Source organism: Erythrobacter dokdonensis DSW-74 (assembly GCF_001677335.1).
Classification (GTDB): domain Bacteria; phylum Pseudomonadota; class Alphaproteobacteria; order Sphingomonadales; family Sphingomonadaceae; genus Erythrobacter; species Erythrobacter dokdonensis.
Map to the genome: position 1 here is coordinate 638,706 of NZ_LZYB01000001.1, position 13,139 is coordinate 651,844.

Here is a 13,139-nt window from a genome sequence, read left to right on the forward strand (position 1 = left end):
CGCCCGGGTTGCAGCGGGAGGATAAAGGCGCATGAGCCTCAAGGGCTGGTACGAAGCCACCATCATGCCGAAGCTGATCACCTGCGCCTGTTCGCAGGGTCAGGTGATGAAGCGCCGCAGCGAGGTGGTGCCGCTTGCAAGTGGCGATGTCTTCGAACTGGGCTGCGGCGGCGGAATCAACCACGCATTCTACAACGCGGGCACTATCACGTCCTATGCCGGGATCGACCCGCATGAAGGCCTGCTCGATGCGACCCGTGCAGCGGCCCGGGACAAGGGCTGGGCGGCGGACCTGCGGCAGGGAAGGGGTGAGGCCATTCCCTTCGACGATGACCGTTTCGATTGCGTGGTGTGTACCTTCACCCTGTGTTCGGTCGATGATCCGGCGCAGGTGATGCACGAATTGCGCCGCATCCTGCGCCCGGGCGGGCAGATGCTGTTCCTCGAACATGGCCGCGCGCCCGATCGCGGCGTCCTACGATGGCAGGAACGGATCGAGCCAGTCTGGAAACGCATGGCGGGTGCGTGTCACCTGACCCGCCCGATTGCCAGCGCGCTGGACAAGGCCGGCTTTGCGGTCGAGACGCTGGGGCAAGGCTATACGCCCAAGGCGCCGCGCTTTGCAGGCTGGATGGAGTGGGGCATCGCCCGCAAGCCCGCCTGAGCCAGACAAAAGGGGCGGGAGAGGTTGCCCGCTCCCGCCCCGTTTGTGTCCTGTCTGACGGCGCTATCGGTTATTCGCCGAAGGTACGCTGCCACCAGCCGCGTCGCGGCTTGGGCTCTTCGCCGCCTGCATCTGCCTGCGCCGCTTCGCTCTCCTCGGCCGAGGCTTCGGGTTGCGGCGCGGTCTGTTCGGTCAGCGCCTCGCCGGGTGCCTCGGCTGCCTTGGCCTTGCGCGGTGCGCGCTTGCGCTTGGGCTTTTCGGCCGGTTCCGGCGCATCTGCCGGGGCGGCTTCGGCTTCGACAGCCTCGGTCGGTGCAGCTTCGGGCGCGGGTTCAGCCGCGGGTTCCGGGGCCACTTCGGCAACCGGCTCGGCCTCTTCCTTCTTCTTGCGCGGCGCGCGCTTGCGCTTGGGCTTTTCGGGCGGGGTTTCTTCCTCGCTCGCCGCGGGAGCGACCGGCTCAGGCTCGGCCTGCAGCTCGGCCTCGGTTTCGGCATTTCCGGCTTCGGCTTCGTCAGCATCGGCCTGCGCCTCACTATCCACAACCTCGCCGTTCTCGCCCCGCCGCTTTCGCCCGCGACCGCCGCGACGGCGGCGCTTCTTCGTGCGGGCCTCACCCTCTTCGGCTGTCTCCGAAGGAGAGGCAGCACCACTTTCATCGGTGGTTTCTTCGCCATTGCCGTCGCTATCGGCGGTATCAACTTCGGAGCCTTCCTCGCGATCGCGGTTGCGACCCCTTCCGCCGCGACGCCTGCGACGCTTCTTCTTGCGGGCGCCGTCGTCGTCACCCTCCGCGCCGTCCCGACGTTGGCGCGGCTCGCCTTCTTCGGCCTCGTCGGCGAAGTCGTCTTCTTCCTCGGGAAGATCTTCATCCTCCTCATCGTCGATGATCGGATCAAAGCGCGGAGCCTGGGCCGGTCGCGGGCCACCGCTGGAAACGCTCATCTTCGCGCCTTCTTCCTCACCTTCCGGCACAACCTCGACGCTGACGCCGTAACGCTGTTCGATCTCGACCAGATCGGCACGCTTCTCGTTGAGGAGATAGATTGCCGCCTCCGTACTGGCGGCGAGACGGATCTGTGTTCCCTTGCCCTTGGCCGCCTCGTCCTCGATCAGGCGCAGCGCTGAGAGGCCGGCGCTCGATGCGGTGCGAACGAGGCCGGTGCCGTCGCAATGCGGGCAGGGACGGGTGGTCGCCTCGAGCACGCCGGTCCGCAGTCGCTGGCGGCTCATCTCCATGAGGCCGAACCCGGAGATGCGGCCCACCTGGATGCGCGCGCGATCATTCTTGAGCGCTTCCTTCATCGCCTTCTCGACCTTCCGCACGTTGGAGGAATACTCCATGTCGATGAAGTCGATGACGACCAGGCCGGCCATGTCGCGCAGGCGCAGTTGGCGGGCAATTTCCCTTGCCGCTTCGAGGTTGGTGTGAAGCGCCGTCTGCTCGATATTGTGTTCCTTGGTCGAGCGACCGGAGTTGATGTCGATCGAGACCAGCGCCTCGGTCGGGTTTATGATGAGGTATCCGCCCGATTTCAGCTGCACCATCGGATCGTACATCGCGCGCAGCTGGTCTTCGGCGCCATAGCGCTGGAACAGCGGCACGGGATCGGAATAGGCCTTCACCCGACGCGCGTGGCTGGGCATCAGCAGCTTCATGAAGGCCTTGGCCGATTTGTAGCCTTCCTCGCCCTCGACAACGACTTCCTCGATGTCGCGGTTGTAGATGTCGCGGATCGCACGCTTGATCAGGTCGCTGTCCGAATGGATCAGCGCCGGTGCGACCGAGGCGAGTGTCTTTTCGCGAATCTCGTCCCACACGCGGGCCAGATAATCGAAATCCCGCTTGATCTCGGGCTTGGTGCGCGAAAGGCCAGCGGTGCGCACGATCAGACCCATCGTCCGCGGCAGCTTGAGATCGGCGACCATTTCCTTCAGCCGCTTGCGGTCGCTGGTCGAGCTGATCTTGCGACTGATGCCCCCGCCGCTCGACGAGTTCGGCATCAGCACGGTATAGCGTCCGGCGAGGCTGAGATAGGTGGTGAGTGCCGCGCCCTTGTTGCCGCGTTCTTCCTTTACGACCTGCACCAGCAGCACCTGACGGCGCTGGATCACGTCCTGGATCTTGTAGCGGCGACGCAGCGCCATGCGCTTGGCGCGCACTTCGTCGACCTGCTTGGCTCGGCTGCGGCCGCCCTTGCTGTCGCCCTTGTCGCCTGACTTGCCCTGACGGCGACGGCCGCGGCGCCCGCGGCCGCGTTCCTGTTCGCTGTCCTCGCCGGCTTCCTCGCCGGCGCTTTCATCGTCGCCGTTCTCGTCCTCGCCATTGTCGTCATCCGAGGTTCCATCCTCGATCGTGGCGATTTCATCCTTGTCCGAGGTATCGACTTCCTCGACCCCGTTTTCGGCCAGGTCTTCTGCAAGCGCTTCGCCGCTGTCATCCTCGGCGTCGTATTCCTCGCCGGGAGAGATGCCTTCGCTCTCCTCCTCGTCGCGCAGGCGCGCCTCTTCCTCGGCTGCTTCGGCTTCTTCGGCCAAGAGCGCCTCGCGGTCGGCCTTGGGAATCTGGTAATAGTCTGGATGGATTTCGCTGAAGGCAAGGAACCCGTGCCGGTTGCCGCCGAAATCGACGAAAGCCGCCTGCAGCGAAGGTTCGACCCGGGTTACCTTGGCGAGGTAGATATTGCCTTTGATCTGCTTGTGTTCGGCAGATTCGAAATCGAATTCCTCAATCCGGTTGCCTTGCAGAACCGCCACCCGGGTTTCTTCCGGGTGGCGCGCATCGATAAGCATGCGCGTTGCCATTGAATAGTCTCCATGCGCCCGGCCTTGCCCGTAGGAGGGCTGGAAGGGGACGCCGATTTTGGGATGATCCGGACAGCCCCGAAGGATCGCCGGAAGGGATTGTCGCGCCATGCCCAGGAAGGGCGTGCGGCGCGAAGCTCGTGTCTGCAGCGCAAGGACTGCGGCGTTGATCCGCGCTTCGGCCCGCAATGACACAGGCGGCCTTGGGGCGCGCTGTGCTGAGTTGCGGGGAAAAGCGTCCTGTCACTGCATCAACCTGTTCATGAGCCGGGATACGAAGGAAACACGAGGCCCGGCGCGAGAGGTTGAGCGGGAAAGTGCGCAGCGCACAATGTCGCAACCTCTCGGAATGCTTCGCTAGCACTGTGGGCCGAACCCCGCAACTCTATTGCGTTATCCTACAGCAAGAACGTAAGCGATTTGCGACATGAGCTTTCGCACCCTGCTGCTGATCGTGCTGCTGGTTCCTGCGCTGCTGGTCGGCGGGGCGGCGGCGCTCGGCGTAAAACTCCCCGTCCCGTACTGGGGGCGCGACTATGTGCAGCGCTTCGTGCTGGCGAGCGAGGCCATCCCGGTCGATCTGCCGGAGATATCGGGCCCGGCCGATCCTTCCCTTCCGCTTGTCGTGATCGATGCAGGGCACGGCGGGCGCGATCCCGGTGCCATCGGCGAAGACGCGCAAGGCCGTCCGGTTCGGGAAAAGGACATCACGCTCGCGCTGGCGACGGCGCTGCGTGACGAATTGCTCCGCGCGGGCCGGATTCGCGTTGCCCTGACCCGCGACGACGACAGCATCCTGCCGCTTGCGCACCGGCCCGAAATTGCCCGTCTGCTCGATGCCGATCTGTTCCTCTCGATCCATGCCGATTCCGCTGGCGAGCGCGATGACGTGAGCGGTGCAAGCATTTACACCCTCTCCGAGGAAGCCTCGAGCGAGGCGGCGGCGCGTTTTGCCGCCCGCGAGAATGATGCCGATCGGCTCAACGGCATTGCGATCGAAGGAACCAGCGAGGCGGTCAGCGCGATTCTCGTCGAGCTCTCGCAGCAGCGCACGCAGGAGGATGCGATCGAGTTTTCAGGGCTGGTAGTGCGCGAGGGGGGCGAGCGGCTCGCCTTCCATCCTCAGCCGCGCCGTGCCGCAGCCTTGGCGGTACTGCGTGCGCCCGACGTGCCTTCGGTCCTGTTCGAGAGCGGTTTCGTGACCAATCGCAGCGATCGGGATCGTCTGACAACCTCCGAGGGACAGGCGGAATACGCTGCGGTGCTCGCACGTGCGATCAGGGTCTACTTCGCGCGCCGCGCCGATGTTACGCGCAGCGGGGATTAGGGACGCAAAGCGGCTAGCCTTGGTCGCTTGACGCGTGCTACTTGCCCGCCGCGCATGACCGAGCCTGTTGACGCCACCAGCCCGCAATCCACCTGGGCCTATCTCCGCTACCGCGTGAACCGCGATATTGGCGGCGCGCTGGCATGGTTCGGCGCGAAATGGCGATCGAGCTTGCTGTTCAAGGTTCTGGCCAGCCTGCTCGCGGTAGGGCTTGCGATCTGGATCGCTGTCTTCGTGTGGCTCGCCAGTGATCTGCCCGAGGCCGAGGCGCTGCTCACCTACGAGACCCCGCTTCCCACGGTGGTGCGCGGCCATGATGGAGAGATCGTTCATTCCTATGCGCGCGAACGGCGCGTCCAGCTGCAATATGGCGATTTTCCCGAGCGTCTGGTCGAGGCCTATCTTTCGGCAGAAGACAAGACGTTCTTCAGCCACAGCGGCATCGACTATTTCGGCACCGCCAATGCGGTGTTCGACTATGCCCGCAAGTTCGGCTCGGGCGAGCGGGCCGTCGGCGGTTCTACCATCACCCAGCAGGTCGCAAAGAACCTCCTGCTGGGAGATGAATATTCGGTCACACGCAAGCTAAAGGAGATGATCCTGGCCGGCCGCATCGAGGAGGTGCTGACCAAGCAGGAAATCCTTGAGCTCTATCTCAACGAGATACCGCTCGGACGGCGCAGCTTTGGTGTGCAGGCGGCTGCGCGCGCCTACTTCGACAAGGATGTGGACGAACTGGACCTGCATGAAATGGCGTTTCTGGCGATCCTGCCCAAGGCACCAGAACGCTACGGTCGCAAGGGGCAGGAGCAGGCAGCGCTGGCGCGGCGCAATTTCGTCCTCGACCAGATGGAAAAGAACGGATTCATCAGCGGCTCCGAACGGCGGGAAGCGGCATCGAAGCCGCTCGGCCTTGTCACCCAGCGGCGCGAGCGCAGCGTGGATGCGGGCTATTTCCTCGAGGAGGTGCGGCGCGAACTGATTGATCGTTTCGGTGAAACCGCCGAGGACGGGCCGAACTCGGTCTATGCCGGAGGCTTGTGGGTGCGCACCTCGCTCGACCCGGAGATCCAGCTGGCGGCGCGTGATGCCTTGCGCGAGGGCCTGTTGCGCTATCATGGCGGGCGCGGGTGGACCGGTCCGGTCGCGACCATCGACGTAAGCCAGGGCAACTGGGCTAGCCAGCTGCAAAGCTCGCCGCTGGGTATCAATTACCGCGACTGGCGGGTGGGCGTTGTCACCAGCCGGTCGGGTTCCTCGGCGCGGATCGGTTTTTCCGACGGGACCGAGGCACCGCTGACGGGCCTGCCCGACCGGCTCAAGGCCGGTGACGTGATCGTTGCCGGTCCGTCAGGAAATAGCTGGCAGGTACGCACCGTCCCCGAGGCGCAGGGCGCACTGGTTGTGCAGAATGCGCAATATGGCCGGGTCCTGGCAATGCAAGGCGGGTTCGATCACCGCTTGTCCGATTTCAACCGCGCGACCCAGGCGATGCGTCAGCCGGGTTCGACCATCAAGCCCTTCGTCTATGCTACCGGGCTCGATTCCGGCATGACCCCTTCGACCCAGATCGATAACTCGCGCTATTGCTATTATCAGGGCGCGAACCTGGGCGAGAAGTGCATCCGTGGCGGTCGTGCGGGGCAGTTCCCGCTGCGCTACGGCCTCGAACAGTCACAGAACATCATGACCGTGCAGATCGGCATGACTGCGGGCATGAGCAATGTTGTACGGGCGGTCGAGAAGCTGGGGATCGGCAAGTTCGATCCCTATCCTTCAACCGCGCTGGGGGCGGGGGAAACCACCCTGTCGAAGATGGTCGCAGCCTATGGGGCGCTGGCCAATCATGGCCGCCTCAACCAGCCGACTGTGATCGATTATGTGCAGGACCGTCGCGGCAAGGTTTTGTGGCGCGCGGACGGGCGCGACTGCCGTGGTTGCAGCATGCCGGAATGGGATGGCAAGCCAATGCCGCGCTTCGGTCTGAAGGGCGTGCAGGCAATGGACGCCCGTACCGCGTTTCAGGTCATGCACATGCTGCGCGGAGCCGTCAGTCGCGGGACTGCGACCGTGCTCAATCCTCTCGGCCTTCCGCTGTTCGGCAAGACCGGCACGACCAGTGGCCCAAAGGACGTGTGGTTCATCGGCGGGACGCAGCAGATGGTCGCCGGGGCCTATGTCGGCTTTGACCAGCCGCGCAACATGGGCGGCTATGCCTATGGCGGCACGATCGCCGCGCCGATCATCAATAGCATGATCGAAAAGACGAAGGCGAAATGGTCCGACATTCCTCCCGTCGCGCCCGAGGGTGTGCGGATGGTCAGGGTCGACCGGCGCACGGGCAAGCGCGTGTTCGAGGGTTGGCCGACCGATGATCCGCGCTCCGCTATCATATGGGAAGCCTTCAAGCCCGATACCGAACCCGAGCGTTTCACCCGGCAGGACGAGATCGCCGCCCGCCGCAACGAGATTCTCGAGCTGATCCGGGCGGGGCGCGCCAATGCTGACGGCGCCGTGCGCGAAGATGATCCCGGTGCCCCGCGTGACTTCGTCGAGGAGCAGGGCGGAATTTACTGATCGCCGGAGTTCCGCAGGGGAACCTGTGCTTGTCTCGAAGGTTGCGTGTGCATGATTAGAAAACTCGCTTTGTGCGCCGCCGCTGGATTTGCCGCGGTCGGCTTAGCCACCACCGCCGCCGCCGAATTGCCGGTGGGTGAAAAGGCCCCCGGTTTCACCACCCGCGCCGCGTTGGCGGGCAAGGAATTCGGCTTCTCCCTTGCCGCCGCTCTCGCGAAGGGCCCGGTGGTGCTTTATTTCTACCCCAAGGCCTTCACCAGCGGCTGTACGCTTGAAGCCAACGCCTTTGCCGAGGCCATGCCCCAGTTCAAGGCGGTGGGCGCAAGCGTTATCGGCATGTCGAACGACGACATCGAGACCCTCAAGCGTTTCAGCCGCGAGGAATGCCGTGATGCGTTTCCGGTCGGCGTGGCCGGCCCTGCGGTGATCAAGGGTTATGATGTCGCGCTCGGCAATTCCGGGCTGACCAGCCGGACCTCCTACGTCATCGCCCCCGACGGCCGGGTCGTTGCAGTGCATTCCAACAGCGACTATCGCGGTCATGTCGAAAAGACGCTCGCTGCAGTGCGCGCGCTCAAGAAGTAGGCGGACAAGCACAGGCCCGGCCGCTTTACAATCGCGCTGCCCGCGTTAATCGGACCCGGTTTTCGCCTATCTTGAAGGAATACCCATGCGGGCCGAGGCCCAGGCTTACATCAACCGCATCGAGGCAGCACTGGCGCTGGTGCGCCAGTCGCTCGACTGGGAGCGTGCACTGCGTCGGCTCGACGAACTTAACGCGCGCGTCCAGGATCCGACCCTGTGGGACAATCCCAAGCAGGCGCAGGCGATAAGCCGCGAGCAGAAGACGCTCGAAACGGCGGTGAACACGGTCAACGAAATCTCGGCGGAGATGCGCGACGCGGTCGAGTTCATCGAGATGGGCGAGGCCGAGGGCGAGGATTCGATCGTCGAGGACGGTCTGACCACGCTTGCCTCGCTTGCGGACCGTGCCGATGCCGACAAGGTGCAGGCGCTGCTTTCGGGTGAGGCCGACGGCAATGATACCTATATCGAAATCCATGCCGGAGCGGGCGGGACCGAGAGTCAGGACTGGGCCGAGATGCTGTTGCGCATGTACGCCCGCTGGGCCGAGCGGCGCGGTTTCAAGGTTGAGACCGTGGAATACCAGGCGGGCGAGCAGGCCGGGATCAAGTCGGCCACCCTACTGATCAAGGGCGACAATGCCTATGGCTATGCCAAGACCGAAAGCGGCGTCCACCGCCTCGTGCGCATCAGCCCCTATGACAGCTCGGCCCGTCGCCATACGAGCTTTTCAAGCGTGTGGGTCTATCCGGTGATCGACGATTCGTTCGAGATCGAAATCAACCCGGCCGACCTGAAGATCGACACCTATCGTGCCTCTGGCGCGGGCGGCCAGCACGTGAACACGACCGATTCTGCGGTGCGCATAACCCACCAGCCATCCGGCATTGTCGTTGCCAGCCAGCAGGACCGCAGCCAGCACAAGAACCGCGAAATCGCGATGAACATGCTGAAGGCGCGGCTTTACGAGGCGGAAATGCGCGCTCGCGAGGAAGCCGCCAGCGCCGAGCATTCGGCCAAGAGCGATATCGGCTGGGGCCACCAGATCCGCTCCTACGTCTTGCAGCCCTACCAGATGGTCAAGGACCTGCGCACCGGTGTCGTCTCTACCTCGCCCGATAGCGTGCTCGACGGGGCGATCGATCCGTTCATATCGGCGGCATTGGCGCAGCGGGTAACGGGCGAGACGGTCGAGATCGAGGACGTCGAATAGGGATGGGCGGACGGTACTGGCAGGCCGCAGCGATACTGGTGGCGGGCGCACTCGCGCTTTCCGGCTGCGACCAGATACTGCCGGTCGCAGCGGATCGAGGCGATGGCGAAATCGTATTTCCCAAGCCCGATCGTCCGGTGGCGAAGGTCGTCTCCAACCAGTTCGCGAACGAAGACGCGCGCGATGAACGCAACGAGGCGCAGGTGGTTATGGACCTCGCCGATATCCGCCCCGGCATGACTGTTGCCGATATCGGGGCAGGGGAGGGCTATTACACCGTGCGCCTTGCCGAGCGGGTCGGAGAGGACGGGCGCGTCCTAGCACAGGATATTGACTGGGAGGCGCTTGAGCGGCTTGGTCGCCGTGTAGAGCGCGAACGGCTCGAAAATATCTCGATCAAGCCGGGCGAGGCGGACGATCCGCAGCTGCCACCCGACAGTTTCGACCGCATCTTCCTGGTGCATATGTATCACGAGGTGACCGAGCCTTACGCTTTCCTGTGGCGGATGTGGCCCGCGCTCAATGCCGACGGGCAGATCATCGTGGTCGAGAGCGACAGTCCTGTGGGGCGGCACGGACTACCGCACACCTTGCTGTTCTGCGAGTTTGAGGCTGTGGGCTACGTTCTGGTCGAATATCTCGAGCGGCCTGACATCAAGGGCTATTTCGCACGCTTTCAACGCGGTGAGCAGCGCACCGAACCCGAGGCCATCAGGCCCTGCAATCTGGGCTAGGGGCAAGTTAGCGTCGGAGATTGCGGGTTGCGCCGCGCGGCACTATGTCACCTTCACGTAAAGCGTGTCAGCAGGGCACGAAGGGGAGTTTTCATTGTTCAAGGGATTGAGCCCGATCGTCTATGGCGGGCGCGAGGTTTGGCCGCTGGTCGAGGGCGGCAAGGGAGTTTCGGCGACCAATCATGCAAGTTCCGGCGCCTGGGCGGCGGCGGGCGGTATCGGCACGGTCAGCGCGGTCAATGCCGACAGCTATGACGAGGATGGCAACCCCATTCCGCAGGTCTATCACGGCCGTACCCGCGAGGAGCGCCACCAGGAACTTATCCGCTACGCCATCGACGGCGCGACCACGCAGGTGAAGAAGGCCTACGAGATCGCGGGCGGCAAGGGCGCTATCAACATCAACGTGCTGTGGGAGATGGGCGGGGCGCAGGCCGTGCTCGAAGGCGTGCTGGAACGCACCCGCGGCATGGTGACCGGCGTTACCTGCGGGGCGGGGATGCCCTACAAGCTGGCCGAGATCGCGGCGCGCTTCAACGTCAACTACCTGCCCATCATCAGCTCCGCGCGCGCCTTCCGCGCGCTTTGGAAGCGCAGCTATCACAAAGTGTCGGAACTGATGGCGGCAGTGGTCTATGAAGACCCGTGGCTGGCGGGCGGGCACAACGGCCTTTCCAACGCTGAAGACCCGACCAAGCCGGAAGACCCCTATCCGCGCGTCAAGGCGCTGCGCGACACCATGCGTGCCGAGGGTGTTGCGGATTCCGTCCCGATCGTGATGGCGGGCGGGGTATGGTACCTGCGCGAGTGGGAGAACTGGATCGACAATCCCGAACTCGGCACGATCGCCTTCCAGTTCGGCACGCGTCCACTGCTGACGCGCGAAAGCCCGATCCCGCAGATCTGGAAAGACATGCTGCGCACAGTCGAACCGGGCGACGTGCTCCTTCACAAGTTCTCACCCACCGGGTTCTATTCGAGCGCGGTCAAGACCCCTTTCCTTTATGACCTGATGCACCGCTCCGAGCGCCAAATCCCGTTCTTCAAGCGCGGCGAGGAAGAAGTTACGGTGCAATTGGGCGAGGAGGGCAAGGCACGCAGCTTCTGGGTCAAGCCCGAAGACAAGGCGCGTGCCGAAATGTGGATGCGCGCCGGCCATACCGAGCCGCTCAAGACTCCCGATGGCACGATTATCTTCGTGACGCCGGAAGCGCGCGACACGATCCGCGAAGATCAGCAGGCCTGCATGGGCTGCCTGTCGCATTGCGGGTTCTCAAGCTGGAAGGATCACGACGATTTCACCACTGGGCGTCTGGCCGACCCGCGCAGCTTCTGCATCCAGAAGACCCTGCAGGACATTGCCCACGGCGATGATCCCGACAACAACCTCGCCTTCGCGGGCCACGCGGCCTACCGCTTCAAGACCGATCCGTTCTATTCTAACGGTTACACGCCGAGCGTGGGCGAACTGGTCGAGCGGATTTTGACGGGCGATTGAGGGACGACGCGGGGCAATGGAAGATACCGCGCCACCGCCCCTGTCGCTCTGGTTGCGTGAACTGCCGCATACATTGCCGATCATCTTCAGCCCGCTTCGGCGGGCCGAAGAGGTGAACCCAGCGCCGCACGGGCAGGGCCAACCCGTTCTCGTGCTGCCCGGCATCCTGTCGAGCGACAAGTCCACATCGCTCCTGCGCCGCTCGCTCGATGCCGCGGGCTATCGTGCCTATTCATCCGATCTCGGTTTCATCACCGGAATCAGCCCCCGCAGCCTCGCCATGGCAGAGCGCCGCCTGCTGGATCTCTACTCCAGGGAAGGGCGCAAACTGGTGCTGCTGGGCTGGAGTCTGGGCGGTATCTACGCCCGCGTTCTTGCCCAGCGGTATCCCGATGCCGTCGCGCTGGTGATGACACTCGGAACGCCGTTTTCGGGCGACCGGCGAGCGAACAATGCCTGGCGGGTCTACGAGGCGATCAATGATCACGCCGTCGACGCGCCGCCACTACCTGATGATCCATCTCGCAAGCCCCCGGTTCGGACGGTCGCGCTCTGGTCGCGCAAGGACGGCGTCATTTCCCCTGCAGGCGCACGCGGACAACCGCAGGAACGCGACGCGGAGATCGAAGTGCCATTCCGCCATTTCGAGATGGGATCGGGCAGGGCGGCGATCGCCCGGATTATCACGGAACTCGGAAGCCAGCTGGCGGCCGGGTCCTAACCCCGCACCAGCGCCGTCAGCACCTGATCGGGCGGGCGGTGGCCGTCGGCCCACATGCGGATATTGGCGATCACCTTGTGGCCCGAATCCTCGCGGCCCTCGGTGGTCGCGCTTCCGATGTGGGGCAGGGTCATGACATTAGGATGGTCGATCAACCGGCGGTCCACGTTGGGCTCGTCCGGATAGACGTCGAGCCCCGCGCCCGCGAGATGCCCGGATTGCAGCGCGGCGATGAGCGCTTCCTGATCGATCAACTCGCCGCGCGCGGTGTTGATGATGCAGGCGCCCTTCTTCATCAGCGCGATCCGCTGCACGTCGATCAGTCCGCGGGTTTCATCGGAAAGCGGGCAGTGCAGGGAGAGAATGTCGGCCTCGCCCATCAGCGCATCGACGTCGGCCACGTAACGCGCACCCAGCATCCGCTCGAGCGCCTCGGGCAGGGGCTTGCGGTTGTAATAGGCGATCTCCAGCCCGAAGGCGCGCGCGCGGTGGGCGACGGCTTGCCCGATGCGCCCCATGCCGATGATGCCGAGCACCTTGCCCGCCAGCTTGCGCCCGAGCAGGCCCGACGGCGTCCACCCCGTCCACTCGCCGCGCCGCACCAGCCCGGTGCCTTCGCGAATCCGGCGCGGCACGCCGATGATCATCGCCATGGCGAGATCGGCCGTGTCGTCGGTGAAGACGCCGGGCGTGTTGGTGACGATGATTTTTCGCGCAGCGGCGGCGGCAAGGTCGATATGCTCGGTGCCTGCGCCGAAATTGGCGATCAGGCCCAGCCGCTCGCCCGCCCCGGCGATCAGATCGGCGTCGATCCGGTCGGTCACGGTCGGCACCAGCACGTCGCAATCCTGCATCGCCGCGGCGAGATGGTCGCGGGTCAGCGGCACGTCCGCCTCGTTCAGCACCACGTCGAACAATTCGCGCATCCGCGCCTCCACCTCGGGCACCAGATGGCGGGTGACGATGACGCGGGGACGTTCAAGCGGGGGTCGGCTGTCGGACATGGCCTTCGGCTAA

The 13,139-nt window shown here is 64.5% G+C and carries 10 protein-coding genes; 8 read left to right on the forward strand and 2 right to left on the reverse strand.

The genetic code is table 11. The annotated features are described in order from the left end of the window. The first annotated feature begins 31 nt into the window (after window positions 1–31). Complete coding sequence (locus I603_RS03050; protein ID WP_068862305.1) at window positions 32–664, forward strand: class I SAM-dependent methyltransferase; 633 nt, start codon at window positions 32–34, stop codon at window positions 662–664. A gap of 70 nt (window positions 665–734) precedes the next feature. Here the strand turns inward: I603_RS03050 and I603_RS03055 are convergent, their stop codons facing one another. Then, window positions 735–3,467, reverse strand: a complete 2,733-nt coding sequence (locus tag I603_RS03055; protein ID WP_068862306.1) for an Rne/Rng family ribonuclease — start codon at window positions 3,465–3,467, stop codon at window positions 735–737. A gap of 427 nt (window positions 3,468–3,894) precedes the next feature. Between I603_RS03055 and I603_RS03060 the strand changes: the two genes are divergently transcribed. From I603_RS03060 to I603_RS03090, 7 genes are all read left to right on the forward strand, one after another. Further along, window positions 3,895–4,794: an N-acetylmuramoyl-L-alanine amidase family protein gene (locus I603_RS03060; RefSeq protein ID WP_068862307.1), complete on the forward strand. Its 900-nt coding sequence runs from the start codon at window positions 3,895–3,897 to the stop codon at window positions 4,792–4,794. A gap of 54 nt (window positions 4,795–4,848) precedes the next feature. After that, complete coding sequence (locus I603_RS03065; protein WP_068862308.1) at window positions 4,849–7,371, forward strand: penicillin-binding protein 1A; 2,523 nt, start codon at window positions 4,849–4,851, stop codon at window positions 7,369–7,371. Between the two features lie 51 nt (window positions 7,372–7,422). Next, the gene (locus tag I603_RS03070; RefSeq protein ID WP_068862309.1) at window positions 7,423–7,956 is read left to right on the forward strand and encodes a peroxiredoxin; all 534 of its coding nucleotides are present in this window, start codon (window positions 7,423–7,425) and stop codon (window positions 7,954–7,956) included. 85 nt (window positions 7,957–8,041) lie between these two features. Beyond that, the gene (gene prfB, locus I603_RS03075; RefSeq protein WP_068862310.1) at window positions 8,042–9,169 is read left to right on the forward strand and encodes a peptide chain release factor 2; all 1,128 of its coding nucleotides are present in this window, start codon (window positions 8,042–8,044) and stop codon (window positions 9,167–9,169) included. A gap of 2 nt (window positions 9,170–9,171) precedes the next feature. Continuing rightward, window positions 9,172–9,903, forward strand: coding sequence for a class I SAM-dependent methyltransferase (locus tag I603_RS03080; protein WP_068862311.1), 732 nt, complete (start codon window positions 9,172–9,174; stop codon window positions 9,901–9,903). Between the two features lie 94 nt (window positions 9,904–9,997). Then, complete coding sequence (locus tag I603_RS03085) at window positions 9,998–11,401, forward strand: NAD(P)H-dependent flavin oxidoreductase (RefSeq protein WP_068862312.1); 1,404 nt, start codon at window positions 9,998–10,000, stop codon at window positions 11,399–11,401. Between the two features lie 16 nt (window positions 11,402–11,417). Then, window positions 11,418–12,122, forward strand: a complete 705-nt coding sequence (locus I603_RS03090; RefSeq protein ID WP_068862313.1) for an esterase/lipase family protein — start codon at window positions 11,418–11,420, stop codon at window positions 12,120–12,122. Here the strand turns inward: I603_RS03090 and I603_RS03095 are convergent. Beyond that, window positions 12,119–13,126, reverse strand: a complete 1,008-nt coding sequence (locus I603_RS03095) for a 2-hydroxyacid dehydrogenase (RefSeq protein WP_068862314.1) — start codon at window positions 13,124–13,126, stop codon at window positions 12,119–12,121. The genes I603_RS03090 and I603_RS03095 overlap by 4 nt on opposite strands. Window positions 13,127–13,139: the final 13 nt, after the last annotated feature.